Source organism: Saccharopolyspora dendranthemae (genome assembly GCF_007829955.1).
Lineage (GTDB): Bacteria > Actinomycetota > Actinomycetes > Mycobacteriales > Pseudonocardiaceae > Saccharopolyspora > Saccharopolyspora dendranthemae.
Genome location: NZ_VIWX01000001.1, coordinates 1748316 through 1766245 on the forward strand (window position 1 = coordinate 1748316; position 17930 = coordinate 1766245).

A 17930-nucleotide genomic window follows, 5' to 3' on the forward strand; every position below is an offset into this window, starting at 1 on the left:
TAGTCATAACTGAGCCGACATTTCGGACATGATCATGGCTCGGTTTGGACTAAAACTGGGCCCTGCCTCACCCACCTCAGTGGAAGCGTCACCCGCAGGTGTAGAGCTGCTGGGAGGAGTCCGTCGAGCCGCCGTAGGTGGCGGGGTCGACGAGGGTGCAGTTCTGCTTCACCCAGTTCTCCCGGTCGGTGGCCGCCTGGCCGCCTCCGGGCATCTGCGCGCCGCCTCGCCCGTCGTCCTGCTGCTGGCCGTCTTGAGGCTGGGCGCTCTGGTTCTGATCGTCCTGGTCCGGGGTCTGGGGGTTCTGAGCATCGGCGGAGCGCATCATGCCTCCCGGGCCGCCTCCCAGCAGGACGAAGCCGAGCTGGCCTCGCTGCTTCCACTCGGCGAGCCGGGCGACCGAGGGCGCGTCATCGGACCCCATGAAGCCGCCCATGCCGACCACCGTCAGATCCGTGTTGATGATGTAGCTCGACGCGCCGTTCGCACCGCCCTCCACCGCCAGCGGAACCTCCACACCACCCGCGTTGGCCTGCACGTGATCGACGATCTTCTGCTGATCGGCGCTCAGCGACGCTCCGCCCGGACCGCCCATGCCACCACCGCTGCCTCGGTCGCCGGACGCGCCCGGAGGCATCTGACCGTCCATCCCCGGAGGGGCCTGCCGGTCCGCCGAAGGCATGCGGCCTTGCCGCCCACCACCCGGCCCGCCCATCGACGTCTCCGGGCCGGCCATCGGGTTGACCCCGCCCATCATCCCGGTCTCGCCGCCGACCACACCGATCACCGACCAGGTCGCGGGCACCGCGAGCACCGCCGTCAGGGCGAGCGCGAAACCGGCCTTGGCCAGCCCCGGACGTCCGCGCCGGCCGACCACCAAGACCACCAGCGCCAGCACGCCGACCCCCACGGCCAGGTAGCCGGTCCACGGGTGCCAGCTCATGTCCCGAGCCACCACGGTCATCGCCCAGGTCACGCTGAGCGCGACACCGGCGGGCAGCAGCAACCAGGCCTTCCCACCCGGCCGCCGGTACCACTGCCAGAACCGGACCAGGCCGGCCCCGACCACCGCGCCGACCGCAGGCGCCAGCATCGTCGTGTAGTAGGGGTGCATGGTGCCCTGGGCGAAGCTGAACATCACCGCGATGACGACCAGCCAACCGCCCCACAGCACCCAGCCGGCGATCTGCTCGCGGTCGGGGGAACCACCCGCGCGCCAGCGCCGCGCACCGAACACCAGCATCGCGACCAACACCAACCCGCACAGCGGAAGCAGCCAGCTGATCTGACCCGCCAGCTGCTCGTTGAACATCCGCAGCACGCCGGCGGTTCCGGAGAACCCGCCACCGCCGCCAGGACCTCCCCCGCCGGGTCCACCACCGGGACCGCCGCCCTGACCGGCACCCTCGCCGAGGATCCGGCCGAAGCCGTTGTAACCGAAGATCAGGTCCCACGCCGAACCATCCGTGCTGCCACCGATGTAGGGCTTGGGCGACGGCCACAGCGCGGTCGCCACCACCCACCAGAACGAGCTCACCAGCAGCACTCCCGCGGCGACGCCGAGGTCGGCGATCTTCCGGCCCGCACCGTTCCTGCTGCCCACCAGGTAGGCCGCGACGAACGCCGGCAACACCATCCAGGCCTGCAGCATCTTGGTCATGAACCCGCAGCCGACCAGGAACGCGGCCAACGCGATCCAGCCGGTCGAGCGGCGTTGGGACGACATCGCCCGCGTCATCGCCCAGGCTGCGGCCACGACCAGCAGCACCAGCAGCGTGTCCGGGTTGTTGTCCCGGTTGATCAGCACCGAGGTGGGGCTCAGCGCCAGCACCAGAGAGGCGATCAGCGCGGCGTTCTCACCGGCCCACCGACGCACCGTGCCATGCAGCAGGAACACGGCCACGACACCGCAGATCGCCTGCGGGAACAGCACTGCGAACTGGTGGAACCCGAAGATCTTCACCGAGATCACCTGCAACCACAGGGCCATCGGCGGCTTGTCGACGGTGACGACACCGGCGGCGTCGAACGAGCCGAAGAAGAAGGTCTCGAAGCTCGTCGACATCGATTTCACGGCCGCGGAGTAGTAGCCGTTTCCCCAGGAACTCCCGATCCCCCAGAGGTGGAGCACGGCTGCGAGCGCGCAGATCCCGGCCAGCGCGAGCCGCCGCGGCTCCACGCGCGTTCGCTGCGGAGCAGCCTCTTCGACTGCGATCATGATGCTTCTTCTCCCTCGGCCGGGGCCGCGAAGACCCAGGAGCGGAGCAGTACGAACCGAAGAGCGGTACCGACCACTGAGGACAGGACGAGAGCCAGAACCTCCAGCCAGCGCGACGGATCAGCCGAGTAGGCGTGCAACCCGAGCAGCGTTCCGGAGGTGACGACGTAGTACAGCGCGAACACGATCAGCCCTTGCGCGTGCACCCGCCTGGAAGAGCCGTGTTGCTGCAGGAACGTGTAGCGGCGGTTGGCCTCCGTGTTCCACAGCGTCGTGACCGTCAGCGCGACCAGGTTCGCCAGCAGCGGTGGCCACCAACCGCGCAGGAGCGCGTAGAGCACCGAGGTGAGCGCAGTGGACACCAGACCGATCGCACCGAACGAGACCAGCTGCCACAGCAGCCCGTTCTCCCGCTTCGCCAGCACCGCTCGCGGGTGCGCGGCCCGGGGTTGCGGACGTTGCGGCAAGCCCGGAACCCGCGCGGCATCGGTCACCTTGGCTCGCGCGACCCGGATCAGCCCGGCGACGTCGTCGGTCGCCGTGCGCACCACGTTCACCCGCGTGTCCACGTCCTCGACCCAGTCCACGGGCACCTCGTGCACGCGCAGGCCGTTGTGCTCGGCCAGCAGCAGCAGTTCGGTGTCGAAGAACCACGACTCGTCCCGCACCTGCCGCAGCAGCGGGCGGATCACGTCGGTGCGGGCCGCCTTGAACCCGCACTGGGCGTCGGTGAACCGCGCTCCGTGCGTCCACCTGATCATCTTGTTGTAACCGCGGGAGATCATCTCCCGCTTCCCGCCGCGCACCGTCCGCGCACCGGGGGCCAGCCGGGAACCGGCCGCGAGATCAGAATGCCCGTTGACCAGGGGCGCGACCAGCGGCAGCAGCGCGTCCAGCCCGGTCGAGAGATCGACGTCCATGTAGACCACGACATCGGCGTCGCTGTACTCCCAGGCGGTGCGCAGCGCGAGACCGCGTCCCTTGCGGTCCAGGTGCAGCACCCTCACGTGGGCGAACTCCTGCGCCAGCCGGTGCGCCACCTCCAGCGTCGAGTCCGTGCTGGCGTTGTCGACGACCGTGATCGACCACGAGAAGGGAAATCCCTCGCCCAGGTACCGGCTCAGCACCTCCAAGCACCCGGGAAGGGAACGTTCCTCGTTGTAGACCGGGACGACCACGTCGACCGTCGCGGTCCGGTTCGACGCTCGACGCACTTCCTCGGCGCCGAGCTGCGGCACGGCACTCATCTCCCACCACCTCTCATCCGGTTCCGCTCCATCAAGCCGGACGCAGGTGCGAGCCCCGTTGACGGAACCTGGGAATCAGCTGGGAGTGGCTCTTCTCCAGCGGACGTGCAGCCGGCTCGCACGTTCCTCCCAGCCGCGGCAGCCACCCTCGACGCTCGGAATGCCCGTCCGGAGAGGAATCCGCGCCATGGCCGCACGTCTGCGTCTGCCGCTCGCCCGCACCGGGGAGCCGAGATGGTCCCCTCCCGCTCGCTGGGTCGTGCTGGTGATCGCCGCGTTCCTCAACACGTGGGCGCTGTCGATCAACGAGTGGGCGAACACGTACTACTCGGCAGCCGTGCTGGGGATGACGCGGAGCTGGGAGGCCTTCTTCTACGGCGCGCTGGACGCCGGATCGTTCATCACGGTCGACAAGCCTCCGCTGGCTCTGTGGTTGCAGGCGTTGTCGGCACGGGTCTTCGGGTTCAACACCTGGAGCCTCCTGCTGCCGCAGGCCGTCGCGGGCGTGGTCGCGGTGTGGGTCGTCCAGCACGTGGTGCGGCGGAGTTCCGGTCCCCTCGCCGGAGCGCTTGCCGGACTCGCGCTGGCGGTAACGCCGATCGCGGTCGTGATGGCCCGCCACAACAACCCCGACATGCTGCTGACCCTGCTGCTGACGCTGGCGTTGTGGGCCGCTTCCCACGCGATCCGGTCCGGGACGCTGCTCCCGCTGGTGTGGTGCGCGGTGGCCGTCGGCCTGGCGTTCAACACGAAGATGCTCCAGGCGTTCCTCGTGGTTCCGGTGGTCGCCGTGGTCTACCTCGTGGCCGCCCGTCCGAAGTGGACGCGCAAGCTGCTGAACCTGGTCGTCGCCGGTGGCGTGCTGGCGGCGGTGAGCGTGTCGTGGCTGGCCGTGGTCGATCTGGTGCCGAGCTCGGCGCGCCCCTACGTGGGCGGCAGCACCGACAACACGGTCCTGGACCTGCTGCTGGGCTACAACGGGCTCGGCCGCGTCGAAGGGCAGGCCCAGATCATGTCGCCCGGGATGATGGGCGGCGGCGGGCCAGGTGGTGGGTCACCAGGGGGCATGCCCGGTGGCGGAGCACCCCCGGCCGGTGCGATGGCCGGCGGCCCAGGTGGGCCCGGCGGTGGTGGGCCTGGCGGTGGTGGCGGCGGGATGGACGACGCCGGTCTGACCCGGTTGTTCAGCGGCGAGGTCGCGCCGCAGATCGGTTGGCTGTTCCCGCTCGCGCTGTTCGGCGCGGTCGCGGTGCTCGTGCGCCTCCGACGCCGTCCCCGGCACGACGCCGAACGCGCGGACTTCCTGCTGTGGGCCGGAACACTACTGGTCACCGGGGCTGTGTTCACCTTCGCGTCGGGCATTTGGCACACCTACTACACGGTCGCTCTGGCACCACCGCTCGCCGCGCTGACCGGCATGGGCGTCCACGCGATGTGGCGCCTGACCCGCGACACCGAGTGGTGGGGCCTCCTGCTCCCGGTCTCGGTCATCGCCACCGGTTTCTGGAGCGCGCACCTGCTCGGCGGGAACGAGGACTTCCTGCCGTGGATGGGAACCGTTGTCGCAGCGGTCTCCCTCGCCGCGGGAATCGCGATGATGGTTCCCCTGCTCCTCTCCCGCCACGGTGGACGTGACAGGAAGCGTCCCTTCATCGCGGTCGGCGCCCTGGTGGGAGTCCTCGCTTCGCTGGCGGGCCCGACGACGTACGCGGTGACGCCGCTGTCCACACCGGTGGGAGCAACGTTCCCCTCCGCAGGTCCCAGCGGTGGTGCGGGCGGTGGACCGGGAGGCGGGCGGATGCCCGACGGCGGTCAACGACCGAACGGCGCGCAGCCGGCCAGGATGCCGGACGGCGGCGAGCGGTCCGGCAGCGAGCAGGTCAGTCCTCAGCTGATGCGCTACCTCACCGACCACCACGCCGACGAGACCTGGCTGGTGGCCGTGGTGGGATCGATGGTCGCGGCGCCGGTCATCCTCGAAACCGGGCAACCGGTGATGGCAGTCGGCGGCTACAACGGCAACGACCCGACCCCGACGGTCGACGAGCTCCAGGAGCACGTCGCCGACGGGGAGCTCCGGTACGTGTGGACCAGCGGCACCTCGGGAGTGCGGAGCGCGGGAGGCGAGGTGGACACCGCAGTGGTGGACGCGGCCATGGGATGGGTCGCCCAGCACTGCGCGATCGTTGACCCGGCCGCCTACGGAGGCGACACCACCGCCACCACGCACCTCCACGACTGCAGAGGCGCCGCATGACCAGCACCCGCCGCACCAAATCCCAGTTTTAGTCATAACTGAGCCGACATTTCGGACATGATCATGGCTCGGTTTGGACTAAAACTGGGATGCTCCCGGGTTTCCGCTCTCGTGGCGTCGAAGTCGGCTCAGGAGTGCGCGTTGCGGGGTTTCGGTTGGCAGACCGGGCAGGTGTAGGCGGAGCGATTCATCCAGGGGTCGCGGCGGATCGAGGCTCCGCACCGCGGACAGGGGTTCCCGCCCTGGCCGTAGACCGCCAGGGAGCGGTCGAAGTAGCCCGACTCGCCGTTGACGTTGACGTAGAGCGCGTCGAACGAGGTGCCGCCGACGTGCAGCGCTTCGCCGATGACGTCGGTGACGGCCGCGAACAGCTCGCGGATCTTGGGGCGCGTCATCGTCGCGGTCGGCCGCGCCCAGTGCAGCCGGACCCGCCACAGGGCCTCGTCGGCGTAGATGTTGCCGATGCCCGAGACCAGGCTCTGGTCCAGCAGCGCTCGCTTGATGCCGGTGCGACGGCCGCGCAGTCGCTCGATCAGCCGGTCCAGATCGAACGCCGGCTCCAGCGGGTCGGGGGCGATGTGCGCGACCGGTTCGGGAAGCGCCACCCCGCCGACCTCGACGAGCTCGGCCAGCTGGAGCCCGCCGAAGGTGCGCTGATCGACGAACCGCAGCTCAGAACCGCCGTCGGCGAACCGCATCCGGACCCGCAAGTGCTTCTCATCAGGTGCGTCGGTGGGCTGCACGAGCAGCTGCCCGCTCATCCCGAGGTGCACGACCAGGGCTTCGCCATCGGTCGTCCCGGAGCCGTCGCCGAGTTCGATCCACAGGTACTTGCCGCGCCTGCGGGCGTCCGTCAGAACCCGCCCAGCGAGCCTCGCCGCGAGGTCCTGCGGCCCGGGCACGTGGCGGCGGACGGCACGCGGATGCAGCACTTCGACGCTGGAGAGCTTGCGGCCCACGGCGTGTTCGGCGACACCGCGGCGGACCACCTCGACCTCGGGCAACTCAGGCACGAGCACATCCTTTCCCACACCGGGCGAGCACCCGGAGGCGGGCGCGAAAGAGGGACGTGATCAGAGGCCGACCGGTAGTTCCCGGCCGCTGATCACGTCCCTCTTTCCGATCGGTTCGAGGTGAACCGACTTCGCTCAGGATGTGGAATCCGCCGCAGAATCCTCGACCTGCGCAGCCTGGACCTGCTCGTTGAGCTGGCGCCAAGCCGCTTCGGCAGCCTTCTGCTCGGCTTCCTTCTTGGTTCGTCCGTCGCCGCGCCCGTAGGTCTGGCCGCCGACGGACACGAAGGCGCTGAACTCCTTGCGGTGGTCAGGCCCTTCTTCTTCGACGCGGTACTCGGGCACGCCGAGAGTCGCGGAGGCGGTGAGCTCTTGCAGGCTGGTCTTCCAGTCCAGGCCGGCACCGCGCTGCGGCGCCTCGGCCAGCAACGGCTGGAAGAGCTTGTGCACGACTGCGCGCGCGACGTCGATGCCCTCAGCGAGGTACACGGCGCCGAGCACGGCCTCGAGCCCGTCCGCGAGGATGCTCGCCTTGTCACGGCCCCCCGTGAGCTCCTCACCACGACCGAGCAGCAGGTACTCACCCAGTCCGCCCTCACCGAGCCCGCGGGACACCCCGGCCAGCGCGTGCATGTTGACCACGCTGGCTCGAAGCTTCGCGAGCTGTCCCTCCGGCAGGTCCGGGTGCTCGTTGTAGAGGTGATCGGTGATCACCAGACCGAGCACCGCGTCGCCGAGGAACTCCAGCCGCTCGTTCGGCGGCAGACCGCCGTTCTCGTACGCGTACGAGCGGTGGGTGAGGGCAAGGGTGAGCAGCTCGGCGTCCAACTCGACGCCGAGCGCTGCCAACAACGGAGCCCTGTCGACCTGACGGGCTCGCGGCTGCTTTCCCCCCACTACGTGGCCGCCACTCAGGCGGGCTGAACGACCTGACGGCCGTCGTACTGACCGCAGGCCGGGCAGACGACGTGCGGGAGCTTCTGCTCGCGGCAGGAGCGGTTCGAGCACTCGACCAGCGTCGGCGCCGAGGTCTTCCACGACGAACGGCGGTGACGGGTGTTGGCCCGGGACATCTTGCGCTTCGGGACGGCCACGACTACTTCTCCTCTTCGGTACCGCCGAACCGCTCTTGAAGCGCGGCCCAGCGAGGATCAATGGTCTCATGCGTGTGCTCGGGGGCGAGTTCGGCCCACTTCACGCCGCACCCGGAGCACAGCCCCTGGCAGTCCGGCGAGCACAACGGTGCCGCGGGCAGCGACAGCAACATCGCATCCCGCACCACCGGTTCGAGGTCGATCAGGTCGTCGACGACCCGCTCGACCTCGTCGTCATCGGTGCTGGTGTCGGTCGCGCTGTCCGGGTACGCGAACAGCTCCCGGAGCTCGATCTCGGTCTCCTCGGAGAGCGGATCCAAGCACCGGACGCATTCGCCGGTCAGCCGGGCCGACGCCGTGCCCGACACCAACACGCCCTCCACCACGGACTCGGCCAGCAGATCGAGGTCCACCGGTTCGCCCTCGGGCACCTTGATCATGTCCAGCCCGAAGCCGGCGGGCGCCGGGGCCTTGCGCGTGTAGGCACGGCTGCTACCGGCCCGATGGCCGATTTCCCGGGTGTCGATCACCCAAGGGCCGGCTTGCGCAGTGCGCGGTTCATGGCTCTGAGACATCACGAATTTCGGTGCTTGGTGAAATGGGCATTCAGCCGACGCTGGGAAGGTGCCTCGACGAGTCGGGCACTGCACCCCAAGTCAGCCCTACCAGCCTACGCGACGCCCGCCTGCGAACGACACCAGCCCCTGTTCACAGCGGTTTCGCGCCGGGCCAGCAGGCCGGGAGGACTGCTCTCAGTTGGCGCCCGCCGAGGGCTGCCACTCCTCGTAGTCGAACGGCGCGCCCATCGGGCTGCGGAGCTGCTGCCGTCCCTTGCCGACGGTCCGCAGCGTGCGACCGAGCAGGTCCTCGAAGTCGGCCAGGCGGGAGTCGACGTAGGCGTCGCACTCGCTGCGCAGCCGCTCGGCCTCCTCACCGGCCTCCTCGGCGATGCGCTTGCCCTCCGCGCTGGCCGCCTGCACGACCTCGGTGTCGGTGACCAGGCGGGCCTGCTCGGCCTTGCCTTCGTGCACCGACTGCTCGTAGGCGGCGCGACCGGCCTGCACCATCCGGTCGGCTTCGGACTGAGCCCGGCTGACGTAGTCCTCGTACTCGCGGCGGCCCGCGGTGACGGTCTGCTCGGCCTGGCCGCGCGCGTCGGACAGCAGGTGGTCGGCCTGCTCGCGCGCTTCGGCCAGCAGCTGCTCCGCTTCGGCGCGGGCCTCGGCGACGGTGCGCTCCGAGTCGGTGCGGGCCTCGGCGACGGACTTGTCCGCCTCGGTCTGGGCCTTGGTGACCACCTCGTCGCGGTGGTCCAGCACGTCCTGGGCGTCGTCGAGCTCCTGCGGGATCGCGTCCCGCACGTCGTCGAGAAGCTCCAGCACGTCACCGCGCGGGACCACACAACCCGAGGTCATGGGGACGCCACGCGCCTCTTCGACGATCGTGACCAGCTCGTCGAGGGCCTCGAACACCCGGTACACCATGATCTCCCTGCAGTCGTTCAGCGCCGCGCCGCTCAAGCATGTCAGAACGCCGCGCGATGCCGATCACGGGCCGTTCACCTCCACAGTCTGCCTCCGCGAGACCCGTACCCGGGGGAAATCAGCCATCCGCGTGTCAAGCCGCCAACCGAGCGGTCGACGAGAACGAGGGAACCTTCCTGCCACCACGAGTGACAGGAAGGTTCCCTCGCACGCATCGCGCGCTCTCTCTCGTTCACCACCCGAGAACCGGCATCACGGCAGGTCCTCAAGCGAGACGAGGAGATCAGGCGTTGATGTCGGTGATGGAGAAGCTCTCGTAGTGGTCGTCGGTCCAGAAGAACTCCCCCGCCTCGCCGACGACGAAGCGGCGGGCGCCGCGGTCGTCGCTGCCGGGGGTCTCGACGGTGTACTCCTTGTAGTACCCGTCCGCGCAGTCGGGCAGGAGCCCTTCGCGGTTGCCGAAGGTCTGGCCGTCCTCCGGGTACGGGAAGGGGCCGCCGGCCTTGATGAGGTCGACGGTCTCGGCCGCCTCGGGAGGCAGGGACGAGAGCGTGACCGGTTCGAACCCGGCGGTGTCCCCGCACTCGGCCTGCGCGACGGCAGCCGGGGCGGGAGCGGCGGAGAAGGCACTGGACTGGAAGCCGACGAGCCCCGCCACGGCGAGCAGGGCGGCCAGCAGGATCTGCACTGACTTCTTCATGGCGATCACGCTAACCGCGGCGCGGCGTCAGCCAGCGGAAATGGCGGGAACCCGAAGGAAACGGGACACGATCCGCCGAAAACTGCGTGGCCCAGCGGTGTTGCGGAGGTTAACCGTTCTCCGCGATGCGCTCGCGCAGCCGCCGCTCGATCTTCGGCGGCAGCAGGTTGGAGACGTCACCACCGTAGGTAGCGACCTCCTTGACCAGCGAGGACGCCAGGAAGCTGTAGAGCGGGTTGGTCGACATGAACATCGTCTCGACCCCGGACAGCTGCTGGTTCATCTGGGCCATCTGCAGCTCGTAGTCGAAGTCGCTCACCGCGCGCAGGCCCTTGACAATCGCGCCGATCTCGTTGGCCTTGCAGTAGTCGACCAGGAGGCCGTGCCAGGAGTCGATGCGCACGTTCGGCCAGGGGGCCGTGACCTCGCGCAGCATTTCCAGGCGCTCGTCAACGGAGAACAGGCCCTTCTTGCTCTTGTTGATCAGCACCGCGACCACGACCTCGTCGAACAGGCCGGACGCTCGCTCGATGATGTCCAGATGACCGTTGGTGACGGGGTCGTAAGAGCCTGGACATACCGCACGCCTCATGTGCTGGGACGTTAGCAGCAGGCCGGGCCAACCCCCAGGTCGACGTGGCCTGGCTCACCGCTGTTCGATCACGGCCCAGTGCACCGAGGTGTCCCCGTAGCGCTTCGAACGCAGCGCTTCCAGCGGGTCCGGCCAGTCGGGTTCACCGCTGCGGACCGCGCGTTCGACGATCACCACGCTGCCCGGCCCGACCCAGCCGTGGGCGACCAACCCGTCCAGCACGCGTTGCAGCAGTTCGGAGGACAGGTCGTAGGGCGGGTCGGCGAGCACGACGTCGAACGGCTCGGCGGTCGCGGCGGCGGTCAGCGTCTCGGCCTTGGCCTGCTCCACCCGCACGTCGCGGAAGCCCAAGGCGGTGGCGTTGCGCTTGAGGATCGATGCCGCGCGGCGGTCGGATTCGACGAACGTCGCGTGGCCGGCGCCCCGTGAGAGGGCTTCCAGCCCGAGAGCCCCGGATCCGCCGTAGAGGTCGAGAACGCGGAGCCCCTCGATGTCGAGCATCGTCTCCAGCGAGTTGAACAGCGCCTCGCGAACCCGCTCGGAGGTCGGCCTCGTCCCCTTCGGGGGCACTTCCAGCCGTCGGCCACCCGCACTTCCCGCCACGATCCGCGTCACCCGGACATCGTCGCGCACCCCTGGTGCGCGGGTGTTCCGCGGGTCCTCCGCCATCGCGCATCTTACGCCCGCGGACCAGCCGCGACGGCAGGCGGGAGACGTCGGCCCGCCCGGCGCCGCGCGTAGTCTGTTGGGTCTGTTCACCGCGCAAGACCGGGAGAAAGTCACAGGTGTCCGAAGCATCCGAAAAGCAGGCCGAGATCGCGGTCGAGCAGGAGCACGTGGACCGCGTCTACGCCCGACTCGACGAGCTGCGCTCCGAAGCCGAGGCGATGCGCGACAAGAGCTACGAGTACGGCCGGGAGGCCACGCCCGAGGCGCTCAACGAGCGGGACGTGATGCTGCACCACGCCAACCGGACCTTGCAGGCGCTCAACGCCGAGTCCGAGGGCCTGGTGTTCGGCCGCCTGGACCTGGGCACCGGCGACGCCGTGCACATCGGCCGGCTGGGCATCCGCGACCAGCGCTTCGACAACTTGCTGGTGGACTGGCGCGCCCCGCTGGCCGCCGCCTTCTACCAGGCCACTCCCGAGCACCCGCAGGACGTGATCCGGCGCCGGGTGATCCGCTGCTCGCGCGAGCAGGTGATCGACGTCTCCGACGACCTGCTGGCACCGGACTCGGCTCCGTCGGACATGCGGGTGATCGGCGACGGCGCGCTGATGGCGGCGCTGACCCGCTCGCGCGGCGAGACGATGCGCAACATCGTGGCCACCATCCAGAAGGAGCAGGACGAGGCGATCCGGGCACCGGAGAGCGGCGTCACCGAGATCACCGGCGGTCCCGGCACCGGCAAGACCGCTGTCGCGCTGCACCGCGCCGCCTACCTGCTCTACCGGGAGCAGCGGCGGCTCGGCGGGCCGGGCGTGCTGGTCATCGGTCCGTCACCGGTGTTCATGAGCTACATCTCGCGGGTGCTGCCGTCGATGGGCGAGCACAACGTGGAGCTGCGCGCGCTCGGCGAGGTGCTCGACGGCCTCGGCACCTCGAACATCGACGATCCGCGCACCGCCGAGGTCAAGGGTTCCTCGCGGATGGTCAAGGTGCTGCGCCGCGCGCTGCGCCTGGCGCCACCGGACGCTCCCGACTCGTTCAAGCTGTACTACCGGGGCGCGGTGCTCAAGCTGGAGGCCGACGAGCTCAAGCGCATCCGCCGCAACCTGCACAACAAGGGCGGCCAGCCGAACAAGACTCGGATGAAGGCCGCCGATGCGCTGCTGGAAGCGCTGTGGCAGCAGGCCAGGGGCTTGGCGGGCGATGATTTCCAACCGGATCGGGACCGGCTGATCAGCGAGATCGGCGAGCGCATCGAGTTCCACCGGTTCCTGGTCGCCTGGTGGCCCGCGCTGTACCCGATGCAGGTGCTGCGCTGGCTGTCGGATCCGGAGCGGCTGGCCGGCGCGGCGCGACGGCTGCTGGCCGCCGAGGAGGTCGACGTGCTGGCCAAGTCGTGGGCGTCGATCGCCGAGTCGTCGGGGTCGGACTGGACGGTCGCCGACGTCGCGCTGATCGACGAGCTGCGCATGCTGATCGGCCCGCCGCCCAAGCGCTCCCGGCGTGCCGAGCCGGAGGCGGAGCAGCCGCGCCGCGCCGTCAACTACGACGAGTACGCCCACGTGGTCATCGACGAGGCGCAGGACCTCTCCCCGATGCAGTGGCGGATGGTCGGCCGCCGCGGCAGGCACGCCAGCTGGACGATCGTGGGCGATCCGGTGCAGTCCTCCTGGCCGGACCCGGCCGAAGCCGCGACCGCCCGGGCCGAGGCGCTGATCGGGCAGCGCAACCACCGCAAGTTCACGCTGCGCACGAACTACCGGAACTCGGCGGAGATCTTCGACTACGCCTCGAACGCGGTGTGCGACCTCGTCGACCCGGACGACCTGCCGTCGGCCGTGCGCACCACCGGCATCGAACCGGACGTGCGGGAGGCGACCGCCGAGGGGCTCGCCGCGACGACCCGGGAATCGGCCCTGGACCTGCTGGAACGTGCCGAGGGCACGATCGGCGTCATCACCACGATGTCGCGCAGGGACGAGGTCCGCGCTTGGCTGTCCGATGTGGACGAATCGCGGCTCCGGGTGGTGGGCAGCCTCGATTCCAAGGGCATGGAGTACGACGCCGTCGCCGTGGTCGACCCCGACGGCCTGGCGGCCGAGTCCACGACCGGACGCAGGGCGCTGTACGTGGCCCTGAGCCGCGCCACCCAGCTCCTCGCGGTGATCAAGCCGAGCTGAACGACCGAACTCCGCGAGGGGACGGGCGATCCACCACGCGCACGAGGCGACCACCGCGGCAATTCCCAGTTTTAGTCATAACTGAGCGGACATTTCGGGCATCGAAGGTCCTCGGTTTGGACTAAAACTGGGCCCTGCCCGGCCGAGCACCGGTGTCGTCGCGGGACTGGTCAGCAGACGGGTGTGAGCCTGCGGCTACTGACCGTCGATCCGGACGAACGCCTGGGCCGAGGAAGCCCAGCGGTAGTGCTCGGTGTGGCCCTGCCCGGTGTCGAAGTCGTTGATCCACACGGCGATGTCGTGGTGGAACACCTGGAACTCCTCGGGGACCTGCGTCCACACCGGCGGGCTGACCACGGTTCCGAGCGGATGCGGCGCAGTGCCGCCCGGGTCGGTGGTCATCCCGATCAGCGCCCGCGAAAACTCCGCGTCCCGCGGCCCGCACTCCATCAGGATCAGGGCGTCCTCGACGCCTTCGCCGGTGACGTCGGCGTAGCCGATCGGCTTGTCCGGGGCGAACCGGTAGACCCGATCCCCGGTCTCGCCCGCTCCGTCGGTGAACGAAACCCGCTGCTGCGGGCAGGAACCCACCGGCGGGACGTCGAATTCGGCGTTGCGCCAGTCGACCTGCTGCACATCGGCCGCAGCAACACCGCCCCCGGCGAGCAGCGCCGCGGCCACCAGCACCCCAGCGCTGGACGCGATCCTTGCGCGCATGACAACCCCCCATGTCTCGGTAGTGGCTCATCCGTTCACCGAGAACACGGAGCGCACCGGGACTCCTGTTGCCACGCCTCCCCGCATTCACCGCATCGGGTGAGCAGGTACAACGAAACGGGCCGCCCCTCCGAGGAGGAACGGCCCGTTTCGAGGGGTCCGGCGATGTGCGGGTCAGCCGAGTTCGACGATGAGGTCCCCGCCCTCGACCTGCTGCACCGAGCCGATCGCGAGGCGCTTGACCTGGCCGCCCTGCGGGGCGGTGATCGCGGCCTCCATCTTCATGGCCTCGATCGTGGCGACCGTCTGGCCCGAATCAACGGCGTCGCCTTCGGAGACCGCGAGGGTGACCACGCCGGCGAACGGGGCCGGGACGTGACCGGGGTTGGAGCGGTCGGCCTTCTCCGCGACCGGCAGGTCGGTGGCCACCGAGCGGTCCCGGACCTGGATCGGCCGCAACTGCCCGTTGAGCACCGCCATCACCGTGCGCATGCCGCGCTCGTCGGGCTCGCTGATGGCCTCCAGCCCGAGGAGCAGCCGCACGCCCGGCTCCAGGTCGACCGAGTACTCCTCGCCCGGCTTGAGACCGTAGAAGAAGTCCTTGCTGCGCAGCAGCGAGGTGTCGCCGTAGGCCTCTCGGTGCTCCTGGAACTCCTTGGTGGGCTTGGCGAACATCAACCGGTTCAGGGTGTTGCGCCGGTCGTTGAGCAGCCCGTCCTGGTCCTCGTCCGACAGCTCCGCGATCGCGCGGGTGCTGGTGCGGCCTTCCAGCGCGCGGGTGCGGAAGGGCTCCGGCCAGCCGGCCGGCGGGTCGCCCAGCTCGCCCTGCAGGAAGCCGATCACCGAGTCGGGGATGTCGAACTTGCGCGGCTCGGCCTCGAAGTCGGCGGGCGAGACACCCGCACCCACGAGGTGCAGGGCCAGGTCACCGACGACCTTCGAGGACGGGGTGACCTTGACCAGCCGGCCGAGGATCCGGTCGGCCGCGGCGTACATGGCCTCGATCTCCTCGAACTTGTCGCCGAGACCGAGCGCGACCGCCTGGGTGCGCAGGTTGGACAGCTGACCGCCGGGGATCTCGTGGGAGTAGACCCGGCCGGTCGGCGAGGCCAGCCCGGCCTCGAAGGGCTGGTAGATCTTGCGCACCGATTCCCAGTAGGGCTCCAGGTCGCACACGGACTGCAGGTCCAGCCCGGTGGTGCGCTCGGTGTAGTCGGTGGCGGCGACCAACGACGACAGCGCGGGCTGCGAGGTGGTGCCCGCCATCGACGCCGTCGCCGCGTCCACGGCGTCCACACCGGACTGCACGGCGGCCATGTAGGTCGCCAGCTGCCCGCCCGGGGTGTCGTGGGTGTGCAGGTGCACCGGCAGGTCGAACTCCGAGCGCAGCGCGGAGACCAGCTTCGCAGCGGCCGGCGGCCGCAGCAGCCCGGCCATGTCCTTGATCGCCAGCACGTGCGCACCGGCGTCGACGATCTGCTCGGCCAGACGCAGGTAGTAGTCCAGCGTGTAGAGCTTCTCGTCCGGATTGGACAGATCAGCGGTGTAGCACAGCGCCACCTCGGCGACGGACTTCCCGGTGTTGCGCACGGCTTCGATGGCCGGGCGCATCTGCTCGACGTCGTTGAGCGCGTCGAAGATCCGGAAGATGTCGATGCCGGTGCTGGTGGCCTCCTGCACGAAGTGCTCGGTCACCTCCGTCGGGTACGGCGTGTAGCCGACGGTGTTGCGCCCGCGCAGCAGCATCTGCAGACAGATGTTGGGGACGGCCTCACGCAGCTTCGCCAGCCGCTCCCACGGGTCCTCGGCGAGGAACCGCAGCGCGACGTCGTAGGTGGCACCGCCCCAGCACTCCACCGACAGCAGGTCCGGCGTCATCCGCGCCACGTGCGGCGCGACGGCCAGCAGGTCCTTGCTGCGCACCCGGGTGGCCAGCAGCGACTGGTGGGCGTCGCGGAAGGTCGTGTCGGTGACGCCGACCCTGCCGTTCTCGCGCATCCAGCGCGCGAACCCCTCCGGGCCGAGTTCGGTGAGCTTCTGCTTCGAACCGGGCTGCGGCGCGGCCGTCAGGTCGACCTCGGGGAGCTTGAAGGTCGGGTCCGCCGCGCCCGGCCGGTCGCCGTTGGGCTTGTTGACGGTGACGTCGGCGAGGTAGTTGAGCAGCCGGGTGCCGCGGTCGGCGGAGTGCCGGGCGGTGAGCAGCTGCGGGCGCTCGTCGATGAACGAGGTGGTGACGCGCCCTTCGCCGAAGTCGTCGTCGTCCAGGACCGCCTGCAGGAACGGGATGTTCGTGGACACGCCGCGGATGCGGAACTCGGCCAGGGCGCGGCGGGCGCGACCGACCGCCGTGGGGAAGTCGCGGCCTCGACAGGACAGCTTGACCAGCATCGAGTCGAAGTGCGCGCTGATGCTGGTTCCCGCGAAAGCGGTTCCGCCGTCGAGGCGGATGCCCGCGCCGCCCGGGGACCGGTAAGCGCTGATCATGCCGGTGTCCGGCCGGAACCCGTTGGCCGGGTCCTCGGTGGTGATGCGGCACTGCAGGGCGGCGCCGCGCAGTCGGATCTCGTCCTGGGTCATGCCCAGCTGCTCCAGCGTCTCGCCGCCGGCGATGCGCATCTGCGACTGGACGAGGTCGGCGTCGGTGACCTCCTCGGTCACCGTGTGCTCGACCTGGATCCGCGGGTTCATCTCGATGAACACGTGGTTGCCGCGCTCGTCGACGAGGAACTCGACCGTTCCGGCGTTGACGTAGCCGATCTTGCGGGCGAAGGCGACCGCGTCGGCGCAGATCCGCTCCCGCAGCTTCGGGTCGAGGTTCGGGGCCGGGGCGATCTCGATGACCTTCTGGTGCCGTCGCTGCACCGAGCAGTCGCGCTCGAAGAGGTGCACGACGTTGCCCGCGCCGTCGGCGAGGATCTGCACCTCGATGTGCCGCGGGTTGACCACGGCCTGCTCCAGGAACACCGTCGCGTCGCCGAAGGCGGACTCCGCTTCGCGCATCGCCGCTTCCAGCGCCTCGCGCAGCGCGGACGGCTCGTCGACGCGCCGCATGCCGCGCCCACCGCCGCCGGCGACCGCCTTCACGAAGACCGGGAAGGTCATCTGCTCGGAGGCGGCCAGGAGCTCATCGATGTCGCGGGTGGGCGGCGAGGAGTCCAGCACCGGGACGCCCGCGTCGCGCGCGGCGGCCACGGCGGTGGCCTTGTTGCCGGTCATCTCGAGGATCTGCTGGCTCGGACCCACGAAGGTGATGCCCGCTTCGTGGCACGCCCTGGCGAGATCGGGGTTCTCGGACAGGAAGCCGTAGCCGGGGTAGATCGCGTCGGCGCCCGCCTGCTGCGCGGCGCTGATGATCTCGTCCACGGACAAGTAGGCCCGGACCGGGTGGCCGGGTTCGCCGATCTCGTACGACTCATCGGCTTTCAGGCGGTGCAACGAGTTGCGGTCTTCGTGCGGGAACACCGCGACGGTGCCCGCTCCCAGCTCGTAGGCGGCGCGGAAAGCGCGAATCGCAATCTCGCCGCGGTTGGCGACGAGCACCTTGCGGAACATGCCGGCTCCCTCGGATAACAGGTGTCGGTCGGTGTGGAAGACACTACCGCGAAAATTCCCCGCAACGGGAGAACCCCTCAGGTGATGAAGACCTCCACACCCCTGATGACCAGCGCAAATGCGGGGAACACACAAGCTGCATCGGAAAGAAAATCATGCATTCTTTCCATTCGCAGAACTTTCGCTCACCTATTCGAAGCGGTGTGG

Annotated in this window: 14 protein-coding genes; 2 read left to right on the forward strand and 12 right to left on the reverse strand. The window is 69.6% G+C overall.

The genetic code is table 11. The features are described from left to right. Positions 1–88: 88 nt before the first annotated feature. Together FHU35_RS30140 and FHU35_RS07925 are read right to left on the reverse strand one after the other, a co-directional pair. On the reverse strand, positions 89–2218 hold the full coding sequence (locus tag FHU35_RS30140) for an ArnT family glycosyltransferase (protein WP_145737674.1): 2130 nt from the start codon (positions 2216–2218) through the stop codon (positions 89–91). Next, positions 2215–3465 carry a bifunctional glycosyltransferase family 2/GtrA family protein gene (locus tag FHU35_RS07925; protein ID WP_145737675.1) on the reverse strand — a complete coding sequence of 417 codons (1251 nt, stop codon included), beginning with the start codon at positions 3463–3465 and terminating at the stop codon, positions 2215–2217. The genes FHU35_RS30140 and FHU35_RS07925 overlap by 4 nt, the downstream gene beginning before the upstream one ends. A gap of 187 nt (positions 3466–3652) precedes the next feature. Here FHU35_RS07925 and FHU35_RS07930 point away from each other — a divergent pair, with 187 nt between their 5' ends. Further along, positions 3653–5722: an ArnT family glycosyltransferase gene (locus tag FHU35_RS07930; RefSeq protein ID WP_186459296.1), complete on the forward strand. Its 2070-nt coding sequence runs from the start codon at positions 3653–3655 to the stop codon at positions 5720–5722. A gap of 128 nt (positions 5723–5850) precedes the next feature. On the opposite strand, the gene mutM is transcribed toward FHU35_RS07930, so the two are convergent. The 8 genes from mutM to rsmD form a co-directional block, all read right to left on the reverse strand. Further along, on the reverse strand, positions 5851–6735 hold the full coding sequence (mutM, locus tag FHU35_RS07935; RefSeq protein ID WP_145737677.1) for a bifunctional DNA-formamidopyrimidine glycosylase/DNA-(apurinic or apyrimidinic site) lyase: 885 nt from the start codon (positions 6733–6735) through the stop codon (positions 5851–5853). 135 nt (positions 6736–6870) lie between these two features. Beyond that, on the reverse strand, positions 6871–7632 hold the full coding sequence (rnc, locus tag FHU35_RS07940) for a ribonuclease III (protein WP_145737678.1): 762 nt from the start codon (positions 7630–7632) through the stop codon (positions 6871–6873). 14 nt (positions 7633–7646) lie between these two features. Then, positions 7647–7829, reverse strand: coding sequence for a 50S ribosomal protein L32 (gene rpmF, locus FHU35_RS07945; protein WP_125091036.1), 183 nt, complete (start codon positions 7827–7829; stop codon positions 7647–7649). Positions 7830–7831: 2 nt separating this feature from the next. Continuing rightward, positions 7832–8404 (reverse strand): YceD family protein, encoded by a 573-nt coding sequence (locus tag FHU35_RS07950; RefSeq protein ID WP_186459297.1) that lies wholly within the window; start codon positions 8402–8404, stop codon positions 7832–7834. A 177-nt stretch (positions 8405–8581) separates the two neighbouring features. Next, positions 8582–9310 (reverse strand): SPFH domain-containing protein, encoded by a 729-nt coding sequence (locus FHU35_RS07955; protein WP_145738039.1) that lies wholly within the window; start codon positions 9308–9310, stop codon positions 8582–8584. A gap of 286 nt (positions 9311–9596) precedes the next feature. Beyond that, complete coding sequence (locus FHU35_RS07960; protein WP_145737679.1) at positions 9597–10013, reverse strand: guanyl-specific ribonuclease; 417 nt, start codon at positions 10011–10013, stop codon at positions 9597–9599. A gap of 109 nt (positions 10014–10122) precedes the next feature. Next, a complete protein-coding gene (coaD, locus tag FHU35_RS07965) occupies positions 10123–10605 on the reverse strand; it encodes a pantetheine-phosphate adenylyltransferase (RefSeq protein ID WP_145737680.1) in 483 nt (160 codons plus the stop codon). Positions 10606–10659: 54 nt separating this feature from the next. After that, entirely contained in the window at positions 10660–11220 is a 561-nt protein-coding gene (gene rsmD / locus FHU35_RS07970; RefSeq protein ID WP_145737681.1) for a 16S rRNA (guanine(966)-N(2))-methyltransferase RsmD, read from the reverse strand. 170 nt (positions 11221–11390) lie between these two features. Here rsmD and FHU35_RS07975 point away from each other — a divergent pair, with 170 nt between their 5' ends. Then, a complete protein-coding gene (locus FHU35_RS07975) occupies positions 11391–13454 on the forward strand; it encodes a HelD family protein (protein WP_145737682.1) in 2064 nt (687 codons plus the stop codon). Between the two features lie 195 nt (positions 13455–13649). On the opposite strand, the gene FHU35_RS07980 is transcribed toward FHU35_RS07975, so the two are convergent. Together FHU35_RS07980 and FHU35_RS07985 are read right to left on the reverse strand one after the other, a co-directional pair. Then, positions 13650–14171: a hypothetical protein gene (locus FHU35_RS07980; RefSeq protein ID WP_145737683.1), complete on the reverse strand. Its 522-nt coding sequence runs from the start codon at positions 14169–14171 to the stop codon at positions 13650–13652. A 174-nt stretch (positions 14172–14345) separates the two neighbouring features. Further along, entirely contained in the window at positions 14346–17723 is a 3378-nt protein-coding gene (locus tag FHU35_RS07985; protein WP_145737684.1) for a pyruvate carboxylase, read from the reverse strand. Between the last annotated feature and the right edge of the window lie 207 nt (positions 17724–17930).